Source organism: Microbispora sp. H10830 (assembly GCF_014161375.1).
Classification (GTDB): domain Bacteria; phylum Actinomycetota; class Actinomycetes; order Streptosporangiales; family Streptosporangiaceae; genus Microbispora; species Microbispora catharanthi.
The window spans coordinates 68,094-94,019 of sequence record NZ_JABBWX010000024.1; the positions used below are offsets into that span (position 1 = coordinate 68,094).

At 70.8% G+C, this 25,926-nt stretch carries 28 protein-coding genes and 2 riboswitches; of the genes, 20 read left to right on the plus strand and 8 right to left on the minus strand.

Annotation, left to right across the window (positions count from 1 at the left end):
- Positions 1-43 precede the first annotated feature (43 nt).
- The 5 genes from folP to HHX35_RS38885 are packed head-to-tail and all read left to right on the plus strand — an operon-like array spanning position 44 to position 2,709.
- Positions 44-916 carry a dihydropteroate synthase gene (gene folP, locus HHX35_RS38865; RefSeq protein ID WP_182903590.1) on the plus strand — a complete coding sequence of 291 codons (873 nt, stop codon included), beginning with the start codon at positions 44-46 and terminating at the stop codon, positions 914-916.
- Between the two features lie 4 nt (positions 917-920).
- Positions 921-1,364: a nuclear transport factor 2 family protein gene (locus HHX35_RS38870; protein WP_139580296.1), complete on the plus strand. Its 444-nt coding sequence runs from the start codon at positions 921-923 to the stop codon at positions 1,362-1,364.
- On the plus strand, positions 1,361-1,744 hold the full coding sequence (gene folB, locus HHX35_RS38875) for a dihydroneopterin aldolase (protein ID WP_139580295.1): 384 nt from the start codon (positions 1,361-1,363) through the stop codon (positions 1,742-1,744). The genes HHX35_RS38870 and folB overlap by 4 nt, the downstream gene beginning before the upstream one ends.
- Positions 1,741-2,241 (plus strand): 2-amino-4-hydroxy-6-hydroxymethyldihydropteridine diphosphokinase, encoded by a 501-nt coding sequence (folK, locus tag HHX35_RS38880; RefSeq protein ID WP_182903591.1) that lies wholly within the window; start codon positions 1,741-1,743, stop codon positions 2,239-2,241. Before folB ends, folK begins: the two co-directional genes overlap by 4 nt.
- 18 nt (positions 2,242-2,259) lie before the next feature.
- Positions 2,260-2,709 (plus strand): DUF3180 domain-containing protein, encoded by a 450-nt coding sequence (locus HHX35_RS38885; protein ID WP_182903592.1) that lies wholly within the window; start codon positions 2,260-2,262, stop codon positions 2,707-2,709.
- A gap of 3 nt (positions 2,710-2,712) precedes the next feature.
- On the opposite strand, the gene HHX35_RS38890 is transcribed toward HHX35_RS38885, so the two are convergent.
- On the minus strand, positions 2,713-3,897 hold the full coding sequence (locus HHX35_RS38890; protein ID WP_182903593.1) for an NADH-quinone oxidoreductase subunit D: 1,185 nt from the start codon (positions 3,895-3,897) through the stop codon (positions 2,713-2,715).
- Between the two features lie 258 nt (positions 3,898-4,155).
- Between HHX35_RS38890 and HHX35_RS38895 the strand changes: the two genes are divergently transcribed.
- A complete protein-coding gene (locus HHX35_RS38895; protein ID WP_259405801.1) occupies positions 4,156-4,395 on the plus strand; it encodes a type II toxin-antitoxin system RelE/ParE family toxin in 240 nt (79 codons plus the stop codon).
- A 2-nt stretch (positions 4,396-4,397) separates the two neighbouring features.
- On the plus strand, positions 4,398-4,745 hold the full coding sequence (locus HHX35_RS38900) for a helix-turn-helix domain-containing protein (RefSeq protein ID WP_182903594.1): 348 nt from the start codon (positions 4,398-4,400) through the stop codon (positions 4,743-4,745).
- Between the two features lie 44 nt (positions 4,746-4,789).
- Here HHX35_RS38900 and HHX35_RS38905 read toward each other — a convergent pair whose 3' ends face one another.
- Positions 4,790-6,067: an aminotransferase class V-fold PLP-dependent enzyme gene (locus HHX35_RS38905; RefSeq protein WP_182903595.1), complete on the minus strand. Its 1,278-nt coding sequence runs from the start codon at positions 6,065-6,067 to the stop codon at positions 4,790-4,792.
- Between the two features lie 44 nt (positions 6,068-6,111).
- A riboswitch (SAM riboswitch) is annotated at positions 6,112-6,227 on the minus strand.
- Positions 6,228-6,287: 60 nt separating this feature from the next.
- Entirely contained in the window at positions 6,288-6,965 is a 678-nt protein-coding gene (locus HHX35_RS38910) for a pentapeptide repeat-containing protein (protein ID WP_182903596.1), read from the minus strand.
- A 75-nt stretch (positions 6,966-7,040) separates the two neighbouring features.
- Between HHX35_RS38910 and HHX35_RS38915 the strand changes: the two genes are divergently transcribed.
- Positions 7,041-8,240 (plus strand): cytochrome P450, encoded by a 1,200-nt coding sequence (locus HHX35_RS38915; RefSeq protein ID WP_310739610.1) that lies wholly within the window; start codon positions 7,041-7,043, stop codon positions 8,238-8,240.
- On the opposite strand, the gene HHX35_RS38920 is transcribed toward HHX35_RS38915, so the two are convergent.
- Complete coding sequence (locus tag HHX35_RS38920; protein ID WP_182903598.1) at positions 8,220-8,555, minus strand: antibiotic biosynthesis monooxygenase; 336 nt, start codon at positions 8,553-8,555, stop codon at positions 8,220-8,222. The genes HHX35_RS38915 and HHX35_RS38920 overlap by 21 nt on opposite strands.
- The gene (locus tag HHX35_RS38925) at positions 8,552-9,532 is read right to left on the minus strand and encodes an SAM-dependent methyltransferase (protein ID WP_310739611.1); all 981 of its coding nucleotides are present in this window, start codon (positions 9,530-9,532) and stop codon (positions 8,552-8,554) included. Before HHX35_RS38925 ends, HHX35_RS38920 begins: the two co-directional genes overlap by 4 nt.
- 161 nt (positions 9,533-9,693) lie before the next feature.
- Here HHX35_RS38925 and HHX35_RS38930 point away from each other — a divergent pair, with 161 nt between their 5' ends.
- The gene (locus tag HHX35_RS38930) at positions 9,694-10,584 is read left to right on the plus strand and encodes a Rossmann-like and DUF2520 domain-containing protein (protein ID WP_139580285.1); all 891 of its coding nucleotides are present in this window, start codon (positions 9,694-9,696) and stop codon (positions 10,582-10,584) included.
- Entirely contained in the window at positions 10,575-11,429 is an 855-nt protein-coding gene (gene panC / locus HHX35_RS38935) for a pantoate--beta-alanine ligase (RefSeq protein WP_182903599.1), read from the plus strand. Before HHX35_RS38930 ends, panC begins: the two co-directional genes overlap by 10 nt.
- A 12-nt stretch (positions 11,430-11,441) precedes the next feature.
- Here panC and HHX35_RS38940 read toward each other — a convergent pair whose 3' ends face one another.
- On the minus strand, positions 11,442-12,098 hold the full coding sequence (locus HHX35_RS38940; RefSeq protein WP_182903600.1) for a class I SAM-dependent methyltransferase: 657 nt from the start codon (positions 12,096-12,098) through the stop codon (positions 11,442-11,444).
- 60 nt (positions 12,099-12,158) lie between these two features.
- Between HHX35_RS38940 and HHX35_RS38945 the strand changes: the two genes are divergently transcribed.
- The 4 genes from HHX35_RS38945 to lysS all read left to right on the plus strand — a co-directional run bounded on the left by HHX35_RS38945 (position 12,159) and on the right by lysS (position 17,927).
- Positions 12,159-12,809, plus strand: coding sequence for a TetR/AcrR family transcriptional regulator (locus HHX35_RS38945; protein ID WP_182903601.1), 651 nt, complete (start codon positions 12,159-12,161; stop codon positions 12,807-12,809).
- A 66-nt stretch (positions 12,810-12,875) separates the two neighbouring features.
- Positions 12,876-15,392, plus strand: coding sequence for an L-aspartate oxidase (locus HHX35_RS38950; protein ID WP_182903602.1), 2,517 nt, complete (start codon positions 12,876-12,878; stop codon positions 15,390-15,392).
- A 7-nt stretch (positions 15,393-15,399) separates the two neighbouring features.
- Positions 15,400-16,182, plus strand: a complete 783-nt coding sequence (locus tag HHX35_RS38955) for a type III pantothenate kinase (RefSeq protein WP_079319601.1) — start codon at positions 15,400-15,402, stop codon at positions 16,180-16,182.
- 59 nt (positions 16,183-16,241) lie between these two features.
- On the plus strand, positions 16,242-17,927 hold the full coding sequence (gene lysS / locus HHX35_RS38960; protein ID WP_182903603.1) for a lysine--tRNA ligase: 1,686 nt from the start codon (positions 16,242-16,244) through the stop codon (positions 17,925-17,927).
- A 133-nt stretch (positions 17,928-18,060) separates the two neighbouring features.
- Here lysS and HHX35_RS38965 read toward each other — a convergent pair whose 3' ends face one another.
- Positions 18,061-18,984 carry an NADP-dependent oxidoreductase gene (locus HHX35_RS38965; RefSeq protein WP_182903604.1) on the minus strand — a complete coding sequence of 308 codons (924 nt, stop codon included), beginning with the start codon at positions 18,982-18,984 and terminating at the stop codon, positions 18,061-18,063.
- 97 nt (positions 18,985-19,081) lie between these two features.
- Here HHX35_RS38965 and HHX35_RS38970 point away from each other — a divergent pair, with 97 nt between their 5' ends.
- On the plus strand, positions 19,082-19,492 hold the full coding sequence (locus tag HHX35_RS38970) for a helix-turn-helix domain-containing protein (protein WP_182903605.1): 411 nt from the start codon (positions 19,082-19,084) through the stop codon (positions 19,490-19,492).
- Between the two features lie 73 nt (positions 19,493-19,565).
- Positions 19,566-19,814 carry a LuxR C-terminal-related transcriptional regulator gene (locus HHX35_RS38975; protein WP_139580277.1) on the plus strand — a complete coding sequence of 83 codons (249 nt, stop codon included), beginning with the start codon at positions 19,566-19,568 and terminating at the stop codon, positions 19,812-19,814.
- A 52-nt stretch (positions 19,815-19,866) separates the two neighbouring features.
- Here HHX35_RS38975 and HHX35_RS38980 read toward each other — a convergent pair whose 3' ends face one another.
- Positions 19,867-20,916: a C40 family peptidase gene (locus HHX35_RS38980; RefSeq protein WP_259405803.1), complete on the minus strand. Its 1,050-nt coding sequence runs from the start codon at positions 20,914-20,916 to the stop codon at positions 19,867-19,869.
- Positions 20,917-20,976: 60 nt separating this feature from the next.
- Positions 20,977-21,146: riboswitch (cyclic di-AMP (ydaO/yuaA leader) on the minus strand.
- A gap of 390 nt (positions 21,147-21,536) precedes the next feature.
- Between HHX35_RS38980 and HHX35_RS38985 the strand changes: the two genes are divergently transcribed.
- From HHX35_RS38985 to HHX35_RS45260, 4 genes are all read left to right on the plus strand, one after another.
- Positions 21,537-22,088, plus strand: coding sequence for an amino-acid N-acetyltransferase (locus HHX35_RS38985; RefSeq protein ID WP_139580276.1), 552 nt, complete (start codon positions 21,537-21,539; stop codon positions 22,086-22,088).
- 147 nt (positions 22,089-22,235) lie between these two features.
- Complete coding sequence (locus HHX35_RS38990) at positions 22,236-23,681, plus strand: RDD family protein (protein WP_182903606.1); 1,446 nt, start codon at positions 22,236-22,238, stop codon at positions 23,679-23,681.
- Positions 23,682-24,976: 1,295 nt separating this feature from the next.
- Complete coding sequence (locus tag HHX35_RS38995; protein WP_139580912.1) at positions 24,977-25,324, plus strand: Lsr2 family protein; 348 nt, start codon at positions 24,977-24,979, stop codon at positions 25,322-25,324.
- A 477-nt stretch (positions 25,325-25,801) separates the two neighbouring features.
- Positions 25,802-25,926, plus strand: a 125-nt coding sequence (locus HHX35_RS45260; RefSeq protein WP_139578418.1) for a Clp protease N-terminal domain-containing protein, incomplete at its 3' end; no start/stop codon positions are given.

Genomic DNA, 25,926 nt, shown 5'->3' on the forward strand with positions numbered 1-25,926 from the left:
CTGCCCGACAGGCACCGAGTCTCGGGGCACTAGTCTTGACCCCATGACCGCAGCGAGTGTGCCCGGTATGCCCGAGTCTGGGCGCTGTTTGGTCATGGGCGTGGTCAACGTGACCCCCGACTCCTTCTCCGACGGCGGACAGTGGTTCGACGCCGACGTCGCGATCAGGCACGGCCTCGACCTGGTGGCCGAGGGCGCCGACATCGTGGACGTGGGTGGCGAGTCCACCCGCCCGGGCGCGGCGCGGGTGTCCCTGGAGGAGGAGCTGCGCCGCGTCGAGCCGGTGATCCGCACGCTCACCGAGGAGGGCGTGACGGTCAGCGTCGACACCATGCGCGCGGAGGTGGCCGAGGCGGCCGTCGCGGCAGGGGCGAAGCTCGTCAACGACGTGAGCGGCGGGCTGGCCGACCCGGCGATGCCGCGGGTGGTGGCCGCGACCGGCGTGCCCTACGTCGTGATGCACTGGCGCGGGCACAGTCGCGACATGGACAGCCGGGCCATCTACGGCGACGTCGTGACCGAGGTGGCGGAGGAGCTGCGCAAGCGGGTCGACTCCGTGCTGGCCGAGGGCGTGCGCGAGGAGCAGATCGTGCTCGACCCCGGGCTCGGATTCTCCAAGAACGCCGGGCACAACTGGGCCCTGCTGGCCGGCATCGGCGAGCTGAACCGCCTAGGCCGCCCGTTGCTGATCGCGGCGTCGAGGAAACGCTTCCTCGGCCGTCTGCTGGCGGGGCCGGACGGCGAGCCCCGGCCGTTGGACGGCAGAGAAGACGCCACACTCGCCGTCACCGCGCTCGCCGCGCGGGCCGGCGCGTGGTGCGTGCGGGTGCACCGGGTGCGGGCGAACGCCGACGCGGTGCGTGTGGCCGCCGCGTGGAGGGCAGCAGCCGTACGACACGCTGACGAGGGCCGGTGACGACATGCCGACAGGGACGCCGATGAAGGACATCGAGGAGCTCAACCAGGCGTTCTACAACGCCATCGAGAGCGGCGACCTCGACAAGATGTCGGAGATCTGGATAGAGGACGTCCCGGGACGTCCTGCCATGTGCGTCCACCCCGGGTGGCCCATGCTGACCGGCCGGTCGGAGGTGCTGCGCTCCTGGGCGCTCATCATGGCCAACACGCCGTACATCCAGTTCGTGCTGACCGACGTGCAGACGAACGTGATCGGGGACGTCGCCGTGGTCACCTGCGCGGAGAACATCCTCACGGCCGCCGACACCGACGAGCCGGGCTTCGCGGCCGGCCGGGTCGTCGCCTCCAGCACCTACGTGCGGACCGGGACCGACTGGCGGCTGTGGCTCTACCACGGCTCACCGGTCCTGCAGAGCGACGACGACGAGGAGGATCAGGAGCAGTGACGGCGCGGGCGGCGACCGGTCGCGACACCGTTCGATTGACGGGTCTGCGGGCCCGCGGCAGGCACGGCTGCCTGCCCGCCGAGCGTGAGCTGGGCCAGGAGTTCGTGATCGACGTGGCCCTGTGGTTCGACACCGCCCCCGCGGCGGCGGCCGACGATCTGACGCTCACCGTGGACTACGGGGCGCTGGCGGCGGAGCTCGTCCGCATCGTGGAGGGCGAGCCGGTCAACCTCATCGAGACCCTCGCCGAGCGGCTGGCGGCGGCCTGCCTGGCTCACGAGCTGGTCGAGGAGGCGGAGGTCAGCGTGCACAAACCGGCGGCGCCCATCCCGCTGCCGTTCGGCGACGTGGTGGTGACGATCAGAAGGGGCCGCGCATGAGGGTCGTGATCGCGCTCGGCAGCAACCTCGGCCGCCGCGTCGAGAACCTCCAGGGAGCCGTCGACTCGCTGTTCGACGCCCCCGGGCTCACGTTCGTGGCGGTGTCGCCGGTCTACGAGACCGATCCGGTCGGCGGCCCAGAGCAGGGCCCCTACCTCAACGCGGTCGTGATCGCCGAGAGCATGCTCGACCCCCGCACGCTGCTCGACCGCGCGCAGAGCGTCGAGAACGCGTTCGGCCGCGAGCGCAGGGAGCGGTGGGGCCCGCGCACGCTCGACGTCGACCTCATCACGGTCGGGAATCTCATGTCGGACGACCCCGAGCTCACGCTCCCGCATCCCCGGGCGCACGAGCGGGCGTTCGTGCTGGTCCCGTGGGCGCAGGCCGATCCGGCGGCGGTGCTGCCCGGGCGCGGGTCGGTGGCGGCCCTGCTGGCCGACACGGACCAGAGCGGGGTGCGGCTGCGGACCGACCTCGTGCTCGAACCCCCGGCCTGATCGACGAGGAGTCCCCGCGTGAAGCCCACCAATCCCGGCGTGCTCGTCGGTCTCGTGGTCGTGTTCGCCTTGCTCACCTGGGGGCTGCTGCGGCAGTTCTACTCCGTGGTGCCGACCCTGCCGTGGACCGCGATCCCCACCACGCTGCTGCTGGCCGTCGGCGAGGCGTACACGGGCTGGCTGACCCGGGCGAGGATTCTGCGCCGCCCGCACACCAAGCCCGTCGAGCCGCTGGCCGTCGCCCGCCTGGCGGCGCTGGCCAAGGCCACGGCGTACGTCGGGGCGGCGTTCGGCGGCATCTTCGCCGGGTTCGTGGTGCACGTGCTCGAACTGCTCGACCTGGACAAGCCCCGCCAGGACGCGTTGATCGGCGGCGGATCGTTCGTGGCCTGCGTGATCCTGATCTGCGCGGCGCTGTTCCTCGAGCACTGCTGCCGGGTGCCCGGCAAGCCTTCCGGGGAGGCGTGACCCCTACTTGTCGATGTCGCCCACCACGAAGAACATCGAGCCGAGGATCGCGATCATGTCGGCGATTAGGTTGCCCGGCAGCATCTCCCGCAGCACCTGGATGTTGTTGTAGGAGGCGCTGCGCAGCTTGAGCCGCCACGGCGTCTTCTCGCCCCGCGACACGAGGTAGTAGCCGTTCAGGCCGAGCGGATTCTCCGTCCAGGCGTACGTGTGGCCCTCGGGCGCCTTCAGCACCTTCGGCAGCCGCTGGTTGATCGGCCCCGGCGGCAGGTGCCGCAGGCGCTCGACGCAGGCGTCGGCCAGGTCGAGGGAGACCTTGACCTGTTCGAGCAGCACCTGGAACCGGGCCTGGCAGTCCCCGGCCGACCGGGTCACGACCTTCACCGGCAGCTCGCCGTACGCCAGGTAGGGCTCGTCGCGCCGCAGGTCGAAGTCGACGCCCGAGGCCCGCGCGATGGGGCCGCTCACGCCGTACTGCATGATCGTCTCGCGGTCGAGCACGCCGACGCCGCGGGTGCGGGCCAGGAAGATCTCGTTGCCGGCGATCAGTTCCTCGATGTCGGGCAGCCGCCGCCGCACGGCCGCGACGGCGGTCGTGACGCGATCGAGCCAGCCCAGGGGCAGCTCCTCCTTTAGCCCGCCCACCCGGTTGAACATGTAGTGCATGCGGCCGCCGGAGATCTCCTCCATGACGTGCTGCAGGGTCTCCCGCTCCCGGAAGGCGTAGAAGACCGGCGTGATCGCGCCGAGTTCCAGGGGATAGCTGCCGAGGAACATCAGATGGCTGAGCACGCGGTTGAGCTCGGCCAGCAGCGTCCTGGCCCACACCGCCCTGGGCGGGGGCTGCATGCCCAGCATGCGCTCGACCGCGAGCACGACGCCCAGCTCGTTGGCGAACGCCGACAGCCAGTCGTGCCGGTTGGCGAGCACGATGATCTGCCGGTAGTCGCGCACCTCGAACAGCTTCTCCGCGCCGCGGTGCATGTAGCCGACGATCGGCTCGGCGGCCGTGATGCGCTCGCCGTCGAGGACGAGCCGCAGCCGCAGCACGCCGTGGGTGGAGGGGTGCTGCGGGCCGATGTTGAGGATCATGTCCTCGGTGGCCAGCTCCCTCGCCTGCACGGCGTCGGCTCCCGCGCCGATCCCCACGATGCGTTCCCGGCGCCCGCCCTCCTGCTCGGTCGTCATGCCGTCCATGCTTTCACGCTCATCACGTGGGAGCGAAGACGGCGGAGGCATCAGACAAACTCGACCAACATTCCATGCCGACGGCAGTAGCCTGCTGTCCGACTTAAGGCTTGCCTTGATTTCGGGGAGGGCACTCTTGACGTGGACGGTGAAGGTCACAGATGAGTACGCCGCCTGGTTCAGGACGCTCCTCAAGGAGGATCTTGGTCGGCGATCCAGGTCGCTCAGGCCGTCGCCGCTCTCCGGGAGGAGGGGCCAATGTTGAGCAGGCCTCTCGTCGACCGGCTCAAGGGAAGCTCCCTGCACCATCTCAAGGAACTACGTCCGGGATCGCGTGGGCGATCGGAGATCAGGATCATCTTCGCCCTCGACCCCACCCGGGCGGCGCTGCTGCTGCTCGGCGGCGACAAAGCCGGCAACTGGAACCGGTGGTACAAGGAGAACATCCCCCTGGCCGTACAGCTGTACCTCGACTACACCAGCGACGAAGAGGAGTGAATATGTCGAAGAGGGTGCCGGGGGACTGGGCCGACCTTGAGCGGGAACTGCACGAGGCCGGCGTCTCTCCTTCCGTGATCGAGCAGGGCGCCAGAAAGCTTCTCGCCGAGGCGCGCGGTCATCAGCTCGCCGAGGCGCGAAAGCAACTTGGGCTCGGCCAGAGGGATGTCGCGGCTGTCATGGGTCTGAGCGTTGCCCGGGTCTCACAGATCGAGCATGGAGAGGTGACATCCCTCGAGGTCATCGCTCGCTATGTGGAGGCGCTCGGGGCCCGCTTGGACCTGGTCGTCGACTTCGGCGATCGGACGTTGCGCCTGCCAGTCAGCGAGAAGTCGACGGATGCCGCTTGATTGGGGACCTCTTGGGCGAGATCCCCAACTTGATTTTCCGCTCTTCAGGCGGTGGCGATCTCGCGTAGGGCCTCGACGAGGCGGTCGACGTGTTCGGTGGTCGTGCCGATGCCGATCGAGGCACGTACGGCGCTGAACGTGCCGTCCGCGCAGCCGCCGTCCTCGCCGCCGCCGAGGAGGTGGCGGACGAACGGATGGGCGCAGAACTTGCCGTCCCTGACGCCGATGCCCCACTCGGCCGACAGCGCCTCGGCGACATCGCGGGCCGTACGACCCTCGACGGTGAACGACACGATGCCGACGCGCGGGTGGTCCTGGCCCCACAGCGACAGCTCGCGTACGCCGGGGATGGCGGCGAGCCCGGCGCGCAGGCGGGTGAGCAGCCGCTCCTCCTCCCCCACCAGCGCGGTCCAGCCGGTCGCGGTCAGCGCGTCGCAGGCGGCGGCGAGCGCGATCGCGCCGAGCACGTTGGGGGTGCCCGCCTCGTGCCGCGTCTCGGGGTCGTCGCTCCACTCGGTGGTCTCGCCCACCGCCTGTACGGCCCCGCCGCCGCGCAGGTACGGATCGGCGTCGGCGAGCCAGTCGGGGCGGCCCACGAGCACCCCGGCGCCGAACGGGGCGTAGAGCTTGTGCCCGGAGAAGGCCACGTAGTCGAGGTCGAGCGCGGCCAGGTTGAGCTCGCGGTGGGGGACGAGCTGGGCGGCGTCGACGGCGATCCGCGCGCCGTGCCGGTGCGCGATGTGGGCCAGCCCGGCGATCGGCCACAGCTCGCCGGTCACGTTGGAGGCGGCGGTCACGACGAGCAGGGCCGGGCCGTCAATCGCGGCCAGCGCCTCGTCGGCCGCCCGGATCGCCTCGCCGGGGAAGGCGGGCGGCGCGAGCCGTACGGCGTTCGGCCACGGCAGCAGAGAGGCGTGGTGCTCGGTCTCGAACACGACGACGGTGGTGCCCTCGGGGAGGCTGCGGGCCAGCAGGTTCGTGGCGTCGGTCGTGTTGCGCACGAAGACCAGCGCGTCGCCGGGGCGGGCGCCGACGAAGGCCCGCACGGTGTGCCTGGCCTGCTCATACCTGGCCGTCGTGAGCTGCGAGGCGTAGCCCGCACCCCGGTGGACGCTGGAGTAGGCCGGCAGCGCCGCCGCGACGGCGGCGTTCACCGGCTCGAGACAGGGCGCGCTCGCCGCGTAATCGAGGTTCGCGTACGACACGAGCCTGCCGCCCCTGACGGGCACCTCCAGGTCGGCGCCCACGACAGCCGGTAGGCACACGGGCTCGGAGATGCGGTTGACGGCCTGCTGGACGAAGGTGAGTGCGGACAACGCCATGCCTCCTCGGGGTGGGGACCCCGGCCATGGCATCGGAAAGGCGGAGCCCGCGCTTGCCCGGCACACCTCGTGCCGGACCCGGTCCTCACCCGGGGCACCCCGCCGCGAGCGCGAGGGTTGCCGGCCAGCAAGCCGGGGCTTGACGCTGGCACTCATGACCTGGACGGCACTATAACCCGACACCGCCCTCCGGCCGCAAGTGCGGACGACCCGAGCGAAGTCAGTCGTTGTCGACCGTGACACCCAGGATGTGGGCGAACATCGGCGCGAGTTCCATCAGTTGGACGCCGCTGATGGTCGCGCCGCGCAGCGCGTCGTAGCCGTCGGAGATGCCCAGGGACACGGCGCCGCGCAGGTCGACCCGGGACATGCGCGCCTTGTCGAACCGCACCCGTTCCAGCGTGGAGCCGGGGAAGGCGACGCCGGTCAGCGTGGCGCCCGCGAAATCCACGTCCCGCAGCGTGCACTCGACGAACGAGACCTCCCGCAGGTCGGCCGCGCGGAGGTTGACCGAGTCGAGCTTGCACCGGTGGAAGAGCACGTGGTTCATCTCGGCGCCGGGCAGCGCCGTGCCGGCCGGGGCGCTCATGATGATCTCCGCGTCCGCCCAGACGGACTCGGTGAGGTCGCCGCCCACCCAGCGCACGCCGTTCAGCCACACGTCCGAGAACCGGGCGCGCCGGTATCGGCCGCCGGCGAACGTCACCGAGGCGAACGCCGACTCGATGAACCGGGCGTTGGACGCGTCGGCGTCCTCGAACTCCCGCCCGTCGAACAGGACCGTGTCGTAGTCGCCGCCCTGAGTGAGCCGGCCCTCGAACGGCTCCAGGTGATCGGCATAGGGCAACTCGCCGAGTTCGCGGGGTTCCCTGCGATGCTGTTCGCGGCGCTTCGGCATCGCCCCAACCTACGCCATGACGACCCGCACGCCCGTACTCCCAGGCGAGGCCTTTCATCCGTATTGTTGTCCATTGTGAAGTTTGATCCCTGGGATTCCGAGTTCATCGCGTACCCCTATGACGCCTACCGCGACCTGCGCGACAACGATCCGGTCAGCTTCTTCGAGCCGACAGGGCAGTGGCTGATCGCCCGCCACGCGGATGTGAACGCGCTGCTGCGCGACCGGCGTCTCGGCCGGTCCTACCTGCACGTGGCGACGCACGAGGCGTTCGGCCGCGAGCCCGAGCCGGAGTTCCAGGAACCGTTCTGGCGGGTGATCCGGGCCGGGATGCTCGACGTCGAGCCGCCGGTCCACACGCGGCTGCGCCGCCTGGTGTCCAAGGCGTTCACGCCCCGCATGGTCGAGTCGCTGCGTCCCCGCGTACGGAAGATCGCGACCGAGCTGGCCGAGGGACTGGTCGAGCGCGGCGGCGGCGACCTGCTGGCCGAGGTGGCCGAGCCGCTGCCGGTCACCGTGATCGCCGAGATGCTCGGCGTGCCCGAGGGCGACCGCCACCTGCTGCGCCCCTGGTCGGCCGACATCTGCGGGATGTACGAGCTGAACCCCTCGCTGGAGGTCCAGCACACGGCCGTACTCGCGGCGACGGAGTTCGCCGGTTACCTGCGCGAGCTGGCCAGAGCACGCAGGGAGCGGCCGGGCGACGACATGATCTCGGCGCTGGCCCAGGTGGTCGACGACGGCGACCGGCTGACCGAGGACGAGCTGATCGGCACCTGCGTGCTGCTGCTCAACGCCGGGCACGAGGCCACGGTCAACGCCACCGGCAGCGGGTGGTGGGCGCTGTTCCGCAACCCCGGAGAGCTGGAGCGGCTGCGTGCCGACCCCGGCCTGATGCCGACGGCGGTCGAGGAACTGCTCCGCTACGACACCCCGGCGCAGATGTTCGAGCGGTGGGTGCTGGAGGACATCGAGGTCGGCGGGGTGACGATCCCCCGCGGTGCGGAGATCGCGCTGCTGTTCGGCTCGGCCAACCGCGACCCCGAGGTATTCGCCGACCCGGACCGTCTCGACATCGGCCGGGCGGACAACCCGCATATCTCGTTCGGCGCCGGCATCCACTTCTGCCTCGGTGCGCCGCTCGCGCGGGTCGAGATGGCGGAGTCGTTCGGCGTCCTGCTGCGGCTGGCGCCCAAGCTGGAGCTCGCCGAGGAGCCCGCCTGGAAGCCCAGCTACATCATGCGCGGCCTGGAGTCACTGAAGGTCACCGTCTGACACGACACCCGTGTGGTGAGCGACCGTGTGGTGGGTGACCGTGGTGTCGTAGCCGAGCAGGACGGCCCGGGCCGCGGGCTCGACGACGGCCGTGCCGGGGTCGTCCCCGGCGAAGCGGCGGATCGCGTCCATCGAGTCCCACAGCGTCATGACCTGGATCTCCACCCGCCCGTCGGCGGCGTCCCGCCGCAGCAGGTACGCGCCACGGTGCCCGTCCACGTCGCGCAGGGAGGGCAGGACCGACGCGGTGAAATGCCGCTCGTAGCCGTCCGCGCCCTCCGGGGTCGCGCTCGCGCGCCAGATTCTCGCGATCAAGGTCTCTCCTCTCGATGTCGTGACTGGCTGAGCCAGCCGAAGCCGCCGAGTCCGGCCGGGTCGATCAGCTCCGCCTCCTGGGAGGCCCGGCCGAGCGCGCGCACGTACCCGGCGGGATCGGTGGACGCCAGCGCGAGCGGCGGGCGGGCGCCGGTGACCCCCAGGTCCAGCAGCGCCTCCCGCTGCGTGGTGAGTGTGGTCGCCTCCGCCCCCGCCCGCTCGCCGGCCGCCGCGCAGGCGTCCAGCGCCACGTGGGCGGTGATGTCGCACGACCCGTCCGGTGTCGGCGGCACCACCGAGCCGTCGCGATAGCCGGCGACCGTGCCGAGCGGGGGCCGCCGCCCGGCCAGATGGGCGTAGTCCACGGCGACCGCCGTGCCGCGCGCCAGGCGCCTGATCATCGAGGCCCACGCCTCGTCGCGGGGGCGGCCGATCTCGGCGCGTTCGCCCGGTGAGCGCAGCGGCCACCAGCGCTCCAGCCAGGCCAGGTCGTCCGGGCCAGGGGCGGGCCCGAGCCGTTCTTCGCCGGTCGAGGTGTTCACGAGCACCAGGCGAGGGCCGTCCGGCGTCATCTCGGCGATCTCGAGCGGCACGTTGTCCAGCCACTCGTTGGCGATCACCAGGCCGCCGGCCTCGTACGGCGCCTCCGGCTCCCAGGCGGCGCGCGGGTCGAGATCGCCGGGCCGGGGGGACAGGTCGACGGCGGTGACCCGCAGCCGCTTCGAGAGGTCCGGCGGCGCCGCGGCCAGCACCCGGGCGGCCAGCAGGCCGTTGCCGCTGCCCATGTCCACGAAATCGACCGGGTCGGGCCGTCCGAGGGCGGCGTCGACCCGCAGGAGCAGGCGCAGCACGGCCTCGGCGAAGGCCGGCGAGGCATGCACCGACGTGCGGAAATGCCGGTCGGGGCGCTCGCGCAGGTAGAAGCCCTCCGCGCCGTAGAGCGCCCGCCGCATGGCCTCCCGCCAGGTGACCTCCACGGCGCTTTAGGTTACCGACACGCCGATGCCGTGACGAAAAGTAGTCACTTTCGTACTTATGGCTCAACATAGGCCCGTGAGAAACGGGACAAAATCCGACCGTTGGGCCACGCCCGGGCCGGCGGGAGCGCCGCCGCTACGCTGAACCGAGGGGAGGCGTCATGGAGACAAGTGACCGCCCGGCGCGGCTCGCCGTGGGAGTGCTCGGCGCGGGACGGGTCGGCTCCGTGCTCGGAGCCGCGCTCATGCTCGCGGGTCATCGGGTGGTGGCGGCCAGCGGCGTGTCCGACGCGTCGGCGCGGCGGGCCGCAGACCGCCTCGGCCTGACGCTCAGCAGGCCGGACGAGGTGATCGCCCGGTCCGAGCTCGTGCTGCTGACCGTGCCGGACGATGTGCTGCCCGGTCTCGTCTCCGGCCTCGCCGCCACCGGCGCCGACCTGCGCGGCAAGCTGCTCGTGCACGCCAGCGGCGCGTACGGCCTGGGCGTGCTCGACCCGGCGGCCGAGGCGGGGGCGCTGCCGCTCGCGCTGCACCCCGTGATGACGTTCACCGGCAGGAGCGACGACCTGACCCGGCTCAACGGCTGCTCGTTCGGCGTCACGGCGCCCGACCTGCTGCGGCCGGTGGCCGAGGCGCTGGTGATCGAGATGGGCGGCGAGCCGGTGTGGATCGCCGACCGGGACCGGCCGCTCTACCACGCCGCCCTGGCCGGCGCCGCGAACCACATGGTGACGCTCGTCGCCGAGTCGCAGGAACTGCTCGCGAAGATCGGGGTGGAGCATCCGGGCCGGATGCTCGGCCCCCTGCTGAGCGCGGCACTCGACAACGTGCTGCGTCTCGGCATCAGCGGGCTCACCGGGCCGGTGGTGCGCGGCGACGCGGGCACCGTGCGCAAGCACGTCGACGCGCTCATCCTGGCCGCCCCCGAGGCCGCGGACGCGTACGTCGCGCTCGCGAGGCTCACCGCCGACCGGGCGCTCGCGGCGGGCCTGCTCAAGCCGGAGGCGGCCGAACGCCTTCTGGACGCCCTGGGAGGGAACATATGGACCTGACCGTCGCCGCCGACCGCGCCGCCCTCGACAAGGCGAGGGACGTGCTCGGCCCCGGGAGGATCGCCCTGGTCCCCACGATGGGGGCGCTCCACGAGGGCCATCGATCGCTGATGCGGCTGGCGCGCGAGCACGCCGACCACGTGGTGGTGAGCGTGTTCGTCAATCCCCTGCAGTTCGGCCCCAACGAGGACTTCTCCCGCTATCCCCGTACGTTCGACGCCGACCTCCGGGTGTGCGAGGAGGAGGGCGTGGGCGTGGTCTTCGCGCCCTCGGCCGATGACATGTACCTGCCGGACCGCCAGGTGGAGGTCTCGGCCGGCGGCATGGGCGGGGTGGTCGAGGGCGCCTTCCGGCCCGGCCACTTCGACGGCGTGCTGACCGTGGTGCTCAAGCTGTTCAACCTGGTGCGGCCGGACGTCGCGGTCTTCGGGCAGAAGGACGCCCAGCAGCTCGCGCTGATCCGGCGGATGGTGGCCGACCTCGACGTCCCGGTGTCGATCGTCGGCACCCCGACCGTGCGGGAGCAGGACGGCCTCGCGCTGTCGAGCCGCAACAGGTACCTGTCCGAGGCCGACCGCCGCACCGCGCTCGCGCTGTCGCGGGCGCTGCGGGCCGGCGCGGCGCGGGCCCGGACGGCAGGCCCGGCCGGGATCCTCGACGCCGCCCGGGCCGTGCTGGAGGAGGCCGCCCGCTTCGACCCGCCGCTGCTGCTCGACTACCTGATCCTGGCCGACCCCGCGACGTTCGCTCCGGTCGGCGACGACCACCGCGGCGAGGCGATCCTGGCCGTGGCCGCCAAGGTGGGCACCACCCGCCTCATCGACAACGTGGTCCTGACCCTGTAAGGGCGCAGCGCCTCAGGCTTCCCCGGCCCGCAGCGTGAACCAGAACGTGGGGAACGGGTTCGTCCCAGGTGTGACGTCGACCAGCTCCCAGCCGTCGAACCTGGCACGCAGCTCGTCGGCGGTGACGCCGGAGAACTCGTCGCCGAGCGTTCCGGGGCCATACCCGAACATCAGCAGACGTGCGCCGGGAGCGGCGCGGCGGGTGAGCCCGGCGGCGTAGGCGTCGCGGCGGTGCGGCGGGATGCCGCAGTAGCAGCTCAGGTCGAAGAACAGGTCGTAGGGGCCGGGCGCGTCCAGCTCGTCGAGCCGGGTGGCGTCTCCGTGCAGCAGCCGTACGGCCACTCCCGCCGCGTCGGCCTTCTCCCGGGCCTGCTCGATCGCGCGGTCGACCAGATCGACGGCCACGACCTCCCAGCCGTGCCGCGCCAGATATATCGCGTTGGTTCCGGTGCCGCAGCCGAGCTCCAGGGCGCGGCCGGGCGGCAGCGCACCGTGCCCTTCCCCGTGCCCTTCTGCGCGCCCCTCGACGTGTCCCTCTATCAGGGCGACCAGCTCGGGCGGCGTCACGCCGGTGTCCCACGGCGGCTTGCCGTCCCGGTAGTACTTCTCCAGCGCTCGGCGCACGGCCTCCTCCTGATCGACGTCCGCGCCCGTGTTCGGCCTGTCCATGGCTCCTCCAGGTTCTTAGAGTCGAACTCTAGTGACGAACTCTAGAGATATACTCGCGCCATGGACATCGTCAAGCGGCCGGACAAACGGGCGGAGCGCTCACGCCGCACCCGGGAGAAGGTCATCCAGGCGGCGCGGGAGCTGTTCGTCGCGCAGGGCTACGGGGCGACGAGCCTGCAGGAGGTCGCCGACCGAGCGGGCGTGGCCGTTCAGACGGTCTACTTCGTCTTCGGCAACAAGCGCACGCTGTTCAAGGACGTCGTCGACACGTCCATCGCCGGCGACGCCGAGCCGGTGGCCGTCATGGACCGTGAGTGGTTCCGCGCCGCGTGCGCCGAGCCCACCGCGGCCGGTCAGTTGCGGGGGCACGTCCGCGGCACAAGTGAGATCCTCGGCCGGGTCGCCCCGCTCATGCCGATGATCGAGTCCGCCGGGGCCGCCGACCCACAGATCGCCGCGCAATGGCCCGACGGCCCCGATCCGCGCTACATCGTGCAGCACGCCGCGGCCCAGGCGCTGGCAGGCAAACCCGGCGCCCGGCCGGACGTCTCCGTCGCGATGGCGGCGGACCTGCTGTTCTGCCTGCTCAGCCCGCAGCTGTACCTGCTCTTCGTCCAGGACCGCGGCTGGTCGCCGGACAGGTGGGAGGAATGGGCCTGCGCCACTCTGACCGCCCAGCTCTGCACCGACCCTGGGGCGTGCCCCTCGTAGGAGGGGCCGGGGCGGCACCATCGCCGGGGGGGCGTTATCGTCATTATGACGAAAGGGGATCCCCTCATGGTGGCGCTCGCACGCAGACTCACCGCCCCCGCACCCGGCTGGACCGTCGAGGCCGACGCGGTCGTTATCGGGTCCGGCATCGCCGGCCTCACCGTGGCGCTGCGCCACGTCGAACTCGACCCCCGGGCGCGGGTGCTCGTGGTCACCAAGGACGTGTTGTCGGCCGGGTCCACCCGATGGGCCCAGGGCGGCATCGCCGCCGTGCTCGACCCCGAGGACACCCCCGACGAGCACCTGAGGGACACGCTCGTCGCCGGGGTCGGCCTGTGCGACGAGGAGGCCGTACGCGTCCTGGTCACCGAGGGCCCCGACGCGCTGAAGCGGCTGATGAGCCACGGCGCCGAGTTCGACCGCGACACCGACGGCGAGCTCCAGCTCACCCGCGAGGGCGGTCACCACCGCAACCGGATCGTCCACGCGGGCGGCGACGCGACCGGCGCCGAGGTGCAGCGGGCCCTGGCCGAGGCGGTGCTGGCCGAGCCCCGCATCGAGGTCATCGAGCACGCCCTCGCCCTCGACCTCCTCCTCGACGCCGAGGGCCACGCCTGCGGGGTCACGCTCCACGTGATGGGGGAGGGCGCCCGCGACGGCGTCGGCGCCGTACGGGCCGGGGCCGTGGTGCTGGCCAGCGGCGGCATGGGCCAGGTCTACGCGGCCACCACCAACCCCGTGGTGTCCACCGGAGACGGCGTGGCGCTGGCTCTGCGGGCCGGCGCGGTGGTCAGGGACATCGAGTTCGTGCAGTTCCACCCCACGGTCCTGTGGCTGGGGGAGGGCTCGACCGGCCAGCAGCCCCTCGTCTCCGAGGCCGTGCGCGGCGAGGGCGCGGTGCTGATCGACTCGAACGGCGAGCGCTTCATGCAGGGCGTGCACGAGCTGGCCGACCTCGCGCCCCGCGACGTGGTCGCCAAGGCGATCATGCGACAGATGGCGCGGACCGGCGCCGACCACGTCTACCTCGACGCCACCCACTTCGGCGAGGAGAAGTGGCGCTCCAGGTTCCCCACGATCCTCGCCGTCTGCCGCGAGCACGGCATCGACCCCGTCACCGAGCCCATCCCCGTCGCCCCCGCCGCCCACTACGCGAGCGGCGGCGTGCGCACCGACCTGCACGGCAGGACCAGCGTGCCCGGCCTGTACGCCTGCGGAGAGGTGGCCTGCACGGGCGTGCACGGCGCCAACCGGCTGGCCTCCAACTCCCTGCTGGAAGGGCTCGTCTACGGCGAGCGCATCGCCGCCGATCTGGCGGCCGGAAACCTGACTCGCGGCCTCACGCCGCGCGAGCCCGTCGCGGCCGACGACCGGCCCGAGGGCCTGGTGGACCCGCGTACGCGGCCGAGGGTCCAGAGCCACATGAGCCGGGGCGCCGGGGTGCTGCGCAGCGACCGGAGCCTCGCGCAGGTCACCCGCGCGCTCTCCGACGCCCGCTGGACGCCGGTCGCGGTCGAGCCCTGCACCGAGTCGTGGGAGGCGACCAACCTCCTCACGGTGGCCTCCGCACTGGTCGCCGCGGCCTCCGTGCGCGAGGAGACCCGCGGCTCGCACTGGCGGGAGGACCACCCCGACCGCGACGACGCCCACTGGCGGGCGCACATCGACATCGCCCTGACGACGGAGGGACTGACCTTGACGTACACGCCTCACGAGGAACTGCGGACCGAGCTGGAGACGACCGGCCTCGACCCGGACGCCGTGCTCGGTCTCGTCCGCGCCGCGCTGGAGGAGGACCTGGCCGGGGGGCAGGACGTGACCTCGGTCGCCACCATCCCCGCCGACCAGCGGGCCGTCGCCGACGTGGTGGCCCGCAAGGAGGGCGTGGTCGCCGGCCTGGCCGTGGCCGAGACCGTCTTCCGTCAGGCCTCCGGGCCGGTCGAGGTCGAGCGGCACGCCGCCGACGGCGACCGCGTGCGCCCGGGCGACGTGGTGATGACCGTGCGGGGCGCGACCAGGGACCTGCTCACGATGGAGCGCACCGCGCTCAACTTCCTCACCCATCTGTCCGGCATCGCCACCCAGACCCGCCGCTGGGTGGACGCCGTCGAGGGCACCGGCGCCCGCATCCGCGACAGCCGCAAGACGCTGCCGGGGCTGCGCGCCATGGAGAAGTACGCCGTCCGGGCCGGCGGCGGGGTCAACCACCGGATGGGCCTGCACGACGCCGCTTTGATCAAGGACAACCACGTCGTCGCCGCCGGAGGCGTCGCCGAGGCGTTCCGCGCCGTACGGCAGGCCTTCCCCGGCCTGCCCATCGAGGTCGAGGTGGACAGGATCGACCAGATAGAGCCGGTTCTGGCCGAGGGCGCCGACGAGATCCTGCTCGACAACTTCACCGTGGACCAGCTCGCCGAGGCCGTACGGCTGGTGGCCGGCCGGGCGCGGCTGGAGTCGAGCGGCGGGCTGACCCTGGACGCCGCCCGCGCCGTCGCCGAGTCCGGGGTCGACTACCTGTCCGTCGGCGCGCTCACGCACTCGGCCCCGGCACTCGACCTTGGTCTAGATCTTCGTGATGCATAATCAGGGAATGCTGCTCACCATCGACGTCAGCAATACCCACACGGTGCTGGGCCTGTTCGAGGGTGAAGAGGTGATCGAGCACTGGCGGATCGCCACCGACCCCCGCCGTACGGCGGACGAGATCGCGGTGGTGCTCCAGGGTCTGCTCGGGCAGTCGCCGCTGCTCAAGGACGCCGACATCAGCGGCATCGCGATCTGCTCCACGGTCCCGTCGGTGCTCAACGAGATGCGGGAGATGTCCAGGCGCTACTACGGCGACGTCACGGCGGTGGTCGTCGAGCCGGGCGTCCGCACGGGCGTCCCGGTCCGCATGGACAACCCGAAGGAGGTCGGCAGCGACCGCATCGTGAACGCGCTCGCCGCCACCACCCTGTACGGCGGGCCGTGCGTGATCGTGGACTTCGGCACGGCCACCTCGTTCGACGCCGTCTCGGCCCGGGGCGAGTACGTCGGGGCGGTGACCGCGCCCGGCCTGGAGATCTCGGTGGACGCGCTGGCCACGGCCGGGGCCCAGCTGCACAAGGTCGAGCTGGTCCGGCCCCGGTCGGTGATCGCCAAGAACACCGTAGAGGCGCTCCAGTCGGGCATCATCTACGGCTTCGCGGGCCTGGTCGACGGCATCGTGGACCGCATGACGGCCGAGCTGGCCTCCGACCCCGACGACGTCACCGTGGTCGCCACGGGCACCGGTGCCCCGCTCGTCATCGGCGAGGCCCGTACGATCGACGTGCACGAGCCCTGGCTCACGCTGATCGGCCTGCGGCTGGTCTACGCCCGGAACGCGTCCTGACGACTCCCTCGCGTACGGGACCATAGAAGGCAGGATCCCGTTCAGAGAGGACTGACGTGATGGACGCCGACTGGGTGGCGCGTTTCGCCGATGAGGTCATCGCCGAGGCTGAACGGCGCGCACCGGGCAAACCCGTCGTCTGCGCGTCCGGCCTCAGCCCGTCCGGCCCGATCCACCTGGGCAACCTGCGTGAGGTGATGACCCCGCACCTGGTGGCCGACGAGATCAGGCGGCGCGGCTACGAGTGCGTGCACATCATCTCGTGGGACGACTTCGACCGCTTCCGCAAGGTTCCGGTCGGCATCGACCCCGCGTGGAACGAGCACATCGGCAAGCCGCTGACCTCCGTCCCGGCCCCGCCCGGCAGCGAGTACCCGAACTGGGCCGAGCACTTCAAGGCGCCGATGATCGCCGCGCTGGCGGAGCTGGGCGTGGAGTTCCACGGCATCAGCCAGACCCAGATGTACACCTCCGGGGCCTACCGGGAGCAGGTGCTGCTCGCCATGCGCGAGCGGCGGCGGATCGACGCGATCCTCGACCAGTACCGCACCAAGAAGGCCAAGGCCAAGGAGGTCGTGGACGCCGACGAGGCCGCCGCCCTGGAGGGATCGGGGGCCGCGAGCGAGGACGACGGCTCCGGCGCCGGGGGCTACTACCCCTACAAGCCCTACTGCTCGGTCTGCGACCGCGACCTGACCACGGTCACGTCGTACGACGACGAGACCACCGCGATGTCGTACACCTGCGTGTGCGGCCACAGCGAGACCGTCCTGCTGTCCGAGCACACCCGCGGCAAGCTGGTGTGGAAGGTCGACTGGCCGATGCGCTGGGCCTACGAGGGCGTGGTCTTCGAGCCGTCGGGTGTGGACCACAGCTCGCCGGGATCGTCGTTCGTCGTCGGCGGCCAGATCGTCCGTGAGGTGTTCGGCGCTCCGCAGCCGATCGGGCCGATGTACGCCTTCGTCGGCATCAGCGGCATGGCCAAGATGAGCAGCTCGAAGGGCGGCGTGCCGACCCCGGCCGACGCTTTGTCGATCATGGAGCCCGCGCTGCTGCGCTGGCTGTACGCCCGCCGCCGTCCCAACCAGTCGTTCAAGGTCTCCTTCGACCAGGAGATCCAGCGGATGTACGACGAGTGGGACACGCTGGCCAGGAAGGTGCAGGACGGCACGGCGCTGCCGGCCGACCAGTCGGCCTACCGCCGCGCGTCGAGCACGGCCTCCCGGGCCCTGCCGGAGACGCCGCGGCGGCTGCCCTACCGGACGCTCGCCTCGGTCGTGGACATCGCCACCGGGCACGAGGAGCAGACGCTGCGCATCCTGCGCGCGTTCGACCCGGAGATCGGCGGGCTGGACGAGCTGCGGCCGCGGCTCGACCGTGCCCAGCACTGGGTGAACACGTACGTGCCCGCGGAGGAGCGCACGCAGGTGCGCGAGACGCCCGACAAGGAACTGCTCGACACGCTCGGTGAGCAGGACCGCGAGTCGCTGCGCCTGCTGGCGGAGGGCCTCGACGAGCACTGGTCGCTCGACGGGCTGACCACGCTCGTCTACGGCGTGCCGAAGGTGCAGGCCGGGCTCGACATGCACGCGAAGGCGGCCACGCCGGAGCTGAAGGCCGCCCAGCGCGCGTTCTTCGCCCTGCTCTACCGGCTGCTCGTCGGCCACGAAACCGGCCCGCGGCTGCCCACGCTGCTGCTGGCCGTGGGCCGTGACCGGGTGCGCGAGCTGCTCGGTCGCGACTGATCGGTCGTTCCTGATCGGTCGTTCCTGATCCTGCGTCCGATCTCCTGCGAGCGGGCCGGACGGCATGGCCGTCCGGCCCGCGGCCGTGTGCCAGGGCAAGCCAGAGCAAGCCAGGGCGGGCAGTTCAGCGAGGTCAGGGCAGCAGGACCAGCCGGCCGCGCAGGCCACCCTTGCGCAGGCGTTCGTGCGCCTCGGCCGCCCGCTCCAGTGAGTAGGTGCCGGCCACCCGCATGCTCAGCCGTCCCGCCTCGGCCAGCTTCGCGACGTCCCGGAGCTGGGCCGCGTCGGCGCGGACGAACACCGTCGAGACCCGGATGCCGCGCAGCGGGATGGGGTCCAGCCCGGCGCCGACGGCGACGAACGCGCCCCCGTTGCGCACCGCGTCCAGCGCGGGCAGGCCGACGACCGCCGCGTCCACCAGGCCGTGCACGCCGCCGGGAACGACGGCTCTGACGGCGGCGGCCAGGTCGGCGCCCCTCGGCACGAACCACTCCGCCCCGAAGCCCCGCACCAGCGGCTCGTCGCCTGACGCGGCGACCGCCGCGACCCTGAGCCCCCGCGCCACGGCCAGCTCCACGAGATAGCCGCCGAGGCCGCCGGCCGCTCCCGTGACGAGCAGGGTCTCGCCCTCGGCGAGCCCGGCGAGGTCGAGCGCCTGGACGGCGGTGAGCGCGTTCAGCGGCAGCGTCGACGCCTCGGGCGCGGCCACCCCGGCGGGTGCGGGCGCGACCGCCGTCTCGTCCAGCACCACCAGGTCCGCCTGGGCCTTGAGCGGGTCCGTCAGCCGGTCCGACAGCCCGATGACCTGATCCCCCGGACGTACGCCCGTCACTGCCGGGCCGGTGCGATCGACCACGCCCGCCACGTCCCACCCGAGTGCGTACGTCTCCTGGTGCGGCATGAGTTTGTAGTCGGCGAGGGCGCCCGCGGCGGTGAGCAGGTCGACGGGGTTCACCGCCGCCGCCTCGACCCTGATCCGCACCTGCCCCGGCCCCGGCTCCGGCTCCGCCACATCGACGACCCGTACGGCTCCGTCTCGCGCCACCAGTGCTCTCATGAGTTCCTCCTTGCGGTATGGCAAGGAGCCTATGAAGAGCTACTCTCTCCCGGTAAGAAGGCACCTGGAAGTGCGTAAGGGAGGAGAAGGGAAGACGATGGCCACTCAGACCGCGGCCGAGCGGCGCGAGGACGCGCGTCAGCGCTACAACGCCTACGTCGCGACCTGCCCGTCAAGGAAGCTGCTCGACACGCTCAGCGACAAGTGGGTGAGCCTGGCGCTCACCGCGCTCGCCGACGGCCCGCTCCGCTACAGCGAGCTGGCGAGGACGATCGCCGGCGTCAGCCAGAAGATGCTCACGCAGACGCTGCGGACGATGGAACGCGACGGCCTGGTCTCCCGCGCGGTCACCCCCTCGGTGCCGGTCCGGGTCGATTACCGGCTCACGCCCCTGGGCGAGGACCTCATGCCGCTGCTGGAGGCGATCAAGCGCTGGGCCGAGATCCACATGGAGGATGTCGAGGCGGCCCGGGAGGCGTACGACCGATGCTCCGACTCCGAACCTTGACGACCTTCCAGGGAGGCGTTTACCTTCCCTGAAGGGTGGGCCGACGAATCATCGTCGTGGGGGAGGGCGGACGATGGGTATTCCCGAGGTCGTCTACCGAGGTGACAGTCTCGCCTCGGACCTTGATCGTGCCGGTCTCACCGAAGAGGATCTACTTCTTCTCGCGGAGCTGGCCAAGGGAGTGACCGCCGACCGGGTGGGCCGCAGTCTCGACGTCAGCGGGCGCACCGTGCGGCGCCGGCTGCGGTGCATCTGCGACCGGATCGGCGTCGCGACCGCGATCGAGGCCGTCGCCTGGGCGGCACGCCGCCGCCTCATCTGACCGCCTTCGCTCTGCGGGGGAAGGGCCCGGTGCCCCTCTGTAGAGGAGGGGCTCAGTCGGCGACGCGCACCGCTCCCGCGAACGGCCGTCCGGCGATCTTCGCGATGTGGACGACGTCTCCCGTCTGCGGCGCGTGGATCATGTAGCCATTGCCGATGTAGATGCCCACGTGATGCAGGTCGGGGTAGAAGAACACCAGGTCGCCGGGGCGGAGCTGGTCACGGGGGATGTGCGTGCCGGCCGTCCACTGGTCGCCCGTGTAGTGGGGCAGGCTGATGCCGACGGACTGGTAGGCCGCCATGACCAGGCCGGAGCAGTCGAAGGAGCCGGGACCCTCGGCGCCCCACACGTACGGCTTGAGCTGCTGCCTGAGGGCCCAGCGGGCCGCCTGGGCGGCCTTGCCGTCACCGATGATGGGGAACGACGTCCTCGTCCGCGTCTCGCGGCCGATCGTCTGGGAGACCTGCCGGTAGAGGCTGCTCTCGGTCTTCTTGATCAGCTTTGTGATCTTGTCGCGCCGCGAGTCGAGGCCGCTGAGGAGCTTCTTGACCTCGGCCTGCCGCGCGGAGGCGCTCTCCCTGGCCCGTGCGGCGGCGTCCATGGCCTTGGTGACCTCGGCGACCTCCTGGCTCTGCTGCAGCTCCAGCGCGTACGTCGTGGAGGCCTGGTCCAGGTAGCGCCGGGGGTCGGCGTCGCTGTCGATGAGCACGAGCGCGTTGCCGAGCCCGTTGGTCATGTAGGAGTGCTGCGCGAGAGCGCTCGCCTTCTGCCGGCGGACCTCGAGCTCGGCCTCGCTCTTGGCGAGGTTCTTCTTGGCGAGGTCGGCGGACCGCTCGGCCGCCTTCAGGCGTACGCGCTCGCCGTTGTACTGCTCGCTGAGCGTCTCGATCTCGGTGTAGAGGTTCTCGACCTGCGCCGTGAGTTCCTTGAGGCTCGGCTTGGGGTCGGCGGTGGCGCGGACCACCGGGGCGCCGAACGTGATCGCGCTGATCGCGACGCCGACGAACGCCAGACGGCGGATGGCACCCGGACCGGCCGTGCCGGATCCGGACCGTCGGCCACGGGCGTGCCTGCCCGCCGGCCGTCCTCCACGCGTGCGCAACCGAGCTCCTCTCCCACGTGTGCTCCGCGGCGGGCCCGTCGTCGGGACGGGGCCGCACGGCGGAGCACTTCTGAGCGCCTACCGGGTTAGCTGACGGGTTCGGGCCGGAGTAGCCCTACCTTGGTGGATTCACCCCTTGACGATCTGAGATCGAACCGATCCTGATCCTGCAGTTGGGTCCCCGGCTCCCCTTCGCACTCGGTGCTTCGAAGATTCGGCGCCCGGTCGTCGTGAGCGCTCACGATGACCGGCATCGTCGCTGGACGATAGTGCACGGCGAGTTCTTGCTCAACCAGAACTCCGAAACCCGTCTACGTTTGACAACCAAATGATCACGGTCGGGTCACGAGCTCGGTAGTGATACGTCCGCGTTCACCTGTGTTTGGAGCGATCCGAGAGTTTCGATGTGCGGCTCGGACAGCTGGAAAAAGTGGGACGAACCGGGATGGCCGCCTCGGGGTGCGGGCGCGCATCCGTCCGTATCCTGGCGGCTACGGACGGTCAAACCTCATGTCGGGTGTGGCGTTTGGGAATGACCGTTATCCGTGGGGGACGCTCCGTGCCGACCGCGTGGGATCGGCCGCGTGGGATCGGCCGCGCTCCGGCTAGGCTGGCCGGTCATGGAGCAGGTCGCCGCGCAGACATCCAGTGAATCGGGTGCCACGGCCGTGACGGTGCGCCGGGCCAGGACGCCGGACGTCCGGGCGATCCGGCGCCTCGTCGACGCGTACTCGGGTGTCGGTCCCCGTCTGCTCAAGAAGAGCACGGTCACGCTGTACGAGGACGTCCAGGAGTTCTGGGTGGCCGAGACGGACGGGCAGGTCGTCGGTTGCGGCGCGCTGCACGTGCTGTGGGAGGACCTGGCCGAGATCAGAACCGTCGCGGTGGACCCCGCGGCGCGCCGCGGAGGCATCGGCCATCGGATCGTCGGCGCGCTCATCGAGACCGCCAGGGACCTCGGCGTGCGGAGGGTCTTCTGCCTCACGTTCGCGGTGGAGTTCTTCGCCAGGCACGGCTTCAGGCCCATCCAGGGCACCCCGGTCTCCCAGGAGGTGTACGCGGAACTCCTCGCGTCGTACGACGAGGGTGTCGCCGAGTTTCTCGACCTGGAGCACGTCAAGCCGAACACGCTGGGGAACACCCGGATGTTGCTGCACCTCGACCGTCATTGATCACGATTGATGAGCATTGATCGATGATCTTGACGATGGTTGTCGACTACTGCAAAGGTGACTGTTGATACACCTGTCGCTACTTTTGGCAATATCAGCGTGTGCTACAGACGTTCGGCGCATGCGTCTTCGAAACGAGGTGACACGGTGAGCACCGGACAGCCGCCGTACCCCCAGGACGAGTCGGACGGAACGCCACCGCCGCCATCGAACCCCGGGTACAACACGGACAGACAGCCCCAGGACTACGACCCCGACGTCACGGTCGTCAGCTACCGCCACTCGGGACAGCACACGGGCCCGCAGCAGCCGCCCGGCCACGACCCCGCGCAGGGCGGCTACGGCCAGCAGCAGGGCTACGGCGCCCAGCAGGGCCAGCAGCAGTACGGCCAGCAGGGGTACGGTCAGCCGGCCCCGCAGCAGCAGGGCTATGGCCAGGAGGCCGCCCAGCAGCAGGGCTACGGGCAGCAGCAGTACGGCCAGCAGAGCTATGGCGCCCAGCAGGGCCAGCAGGGATACGGCCAGACCGGCCCACAGCAGGGTTACGCCCAGCAGGGTTATGGCCAGACCGGCCCGCAGCAGGGTTATGGCGCCCAGCAGGGCCAGCAGCAGTACGGCCAGCAGGGCTACGGCGCCCAGCAGGGCCAGCAGCAGCAGTATGGCCAGCCGTCCCAGGGCGGCTACGGCCAGCAGACCGGCCCCCAGGACTACGGCCAGCAGCAGGGCTACGGGCAGCAGGGTTACGGCCAGACCGGCCCGCAGCAGGGTTACGGCGCCCAGCAGGGCCAGCAGCAGCAGTATGGCCAGCCGTCCCAGGGCGGCTACGGCCAGCAGACCGGCCCCCAGGACTACGGCCAGCAGCAGGGTTACGGCCAGACCGGCCCGCAGCAGGGTTACGGCGCCCAGCAGAGCCAGCAGCAGTACGGCCAGGATCAGTACGGGCAGCAGCAGTACGCCCAGCCGGCCGCCCAGCAGGGGTACGGCCAGCAGCCCGGTTACGGGCAGCAGCAGTACGGCCAGCAGGGCTATGGTCAGCCCGGCTACGGCCAGCCGTACGGGGCCACGGGGCCGGTTCCGCCCGGCGCTCCGGCTCCGCTCGCGGAGTGGTGGCAGCGCCTCGTCGCCCGCATCATCGACGGCGTGATCGTCGGCATTCCTCTCGCGATCATCACGCTCGTGATCACGGGGATCGTCGTCACCAACGCGAGCATCGACATCACGAGCGGGGTTTACAACCCCGGGAGCGGTTACTTCCTGGCGTCACTGCTCACGGCGATCCTGGGCGGCCTCGTCATGGTCGTCTATGAATTCCTCATGCTGCGGGCGCAGGGGCAGACGCTCGGCAAGAAAGTCATGGGCATCAAGGTCGTTCAGGTCGGCGGCACTCTCGACGCGGGCGGGCTTCCCCAGGACGCCGCGCTCAAGCGCGCCGGCGTGCTCTACGCTTTCGAGTTCCTGCAGTGGATTCCCGTTATCAGCTACCTCGCGAGCATCGCCTCTCTTCTGAACGTGCTGTGGCTGTTGTGGGACAAGCCGTTGCATCAGGCGCTGCATGACAAGGTCGCCAACACCGTGGTGGTCAAGGTCAAGTAACGACGACGGACGGGGTCGATGGAACGGACCATCGGCCCCGTTTTTCTATGGGTCGCTATGGCCGCGTCCGCACCGTCCGCTCACCCGGCTGTGACGGAAAATCCTTGCGGGGCCTCCCGGGCATGCCATGCTTGGGTTCACCGTCCCGAGAGGTGCCCAATGACCGCGAGACCGCCCCCGGCGCCAATCCTTAAGACCTGCCCCCGCCGTCCCCCGGGTCATATCCGTCCACGGGCGGCTTAAGGAACCGTCAGGGGCGCTTATGGGGCCGTATGGAGCCGCACAGGGCCTTATGGCGCTCCCGGAAGCCCACCCGCTCTACCCGGCCGCGGGCGGCGCCCGCGGAATGCGGGGATCGTTTGGCCGTGGGAAACTCTGACGCCGCGGCCGCCCGGGCCGTCCACGTGATTGTGCCCCCGCTCCTTTTTTCGATCTTCAGACCACCTGCTCGTCGATCTTGATGGAACCGGCAGGTCCTCTCTTTTTACGAGGCTTCCAGGCGGTGGCGATCTGCTTGCGCGTATATCGCGCGAGGCGTGCGCGCCGTACGAGAAGGCTGCCGGGCCCCTTGTGAAGATCCGGCCGCCCTGACGCGGGCTCCTCGTTTCAGCCGAGCTCTTCAACGGCCGTACGTCCCGGCCCGGCCTTTTCCGCAGACGTGTTTGCCACTTCACACTTGTCCGTCCGTGCCTGTTCGTCCCGCTCGGCAAGCCGCTCACCTGCGGCTACGACGTGCGCCGGACAGAACCGGGAGGCGCGCGGCCCCGCCGCCCGCCGTCGCCGGGGAAGCGCGCAAGCGGCTGAAACGGCCGGACGGCCCAGGATCGGTGACCGCCGGGGTCGGCATTCTGGGTACGATTTCGAGTACATCCGGTAAGGCCGCTGGAGAGACGAGGATTACCCCAGCCCTCCAGGGGCACCCCGGAAGGCGCGCCTGGTCCCTCCCGGCGCTATGGTCGTATCAGGGCACCCGGCCCGGCAAGAGGTGGGCAGCCTTGCCACGTCCTCGGAATTTCCTCGGGTGCACCTAATGACACCCCCGGCACGAGCGAGGCAGAATGACAGAGGTATTGTCCGCCTTGATACCTTCCGTGGTCGTCGCCGGCGCGGTCGTCTACGGCATCGTAAAGTTGGTACGTTCCGACGCGGCGGGCCTCCGCACGGCACGGGAGCCACGCGAGAAGTCACCGGACTCAGAGGTTCCTGAGAATCCGCAATCATGAATTGTCAGCCAGGGGAAACCGGGTATATGTTTGGCTGACGAATCAAACTATGGGCTGCGAAAGGATTGCCGGATGGCCAAGCACACGCAGGTGATTCTCATCGACGATCTCGATGGCGGCGAGGCCAATGAGACGGTCACCTTCGCGATTGACGGCACGTCATATGAGATTGACCTGAGCGACGGCAACGCGAAGCGGCTTCGCGAGGCCCTGTCGCCTTTCGTCGGCAGCGCGCGGCGCGCGGACAGCGGGCAGGCCCGTGGGCGCCGTCGTGGCGGTGCGGGCGGTGGGGGCCAGCGAGCCATGACCCGCGAGAAGAGCGCGGAGATCCGTGCCTGGGCGAAGGCTCACGGACACCCCGTGAGCGAGCGCGGCCGCATTGCCGCCTCGATCGTCCAGGCGTACGAGGACGCGCACTAGGTCGTGCCCCTTAGATCTCCTGCCTACCGCGGTCGCCCGGGCGGCGCCTCGCCGCGTTGTCGCCCTGCCCGCGAAGATTCCTCGCAGGCTCGGAATCCCCGCGGGGCCCGGAGCCGGCGCCAATAGCTCCGCTATTGGCTCCTCCTCCACCTTGCGATGCATCCGCCTGGACGATCCTCGCTACGGCAAGATCTGCGGGACACTTCCTAACTCGCACCTTGATCGCGCGGTTATGGCGGTCGTCGGAGGATCTGACGATCGCATAACCGCGCGATTGTGTTTGCGCTCCCTTAAAACCTCGTTCGCTTGCGGCGTATCGGGAACATGTCACCCCCAGCAGGGGGTTGGATAGAGCATGAACGCCCCGCGCTTGGGGAACCCTTCTGCCAAGGAGCGGCTTGCTGGGTCGGGGCTACCATGCGGAACGACGGGCCGGATCTCCCGCGCTCGCCTGACCGCTCTGTGAGGAGCGACGAGATGTTCGAGAGGTTCACCGACCGTGCGCGGCGGGTTGTCGTCCTGGCCCAGGAAGAGGCTCGGATGCTCAACCACAACTACATCGGCACTGAGCACATTCTTCTTGGTTTGATCCATGAGGGTGA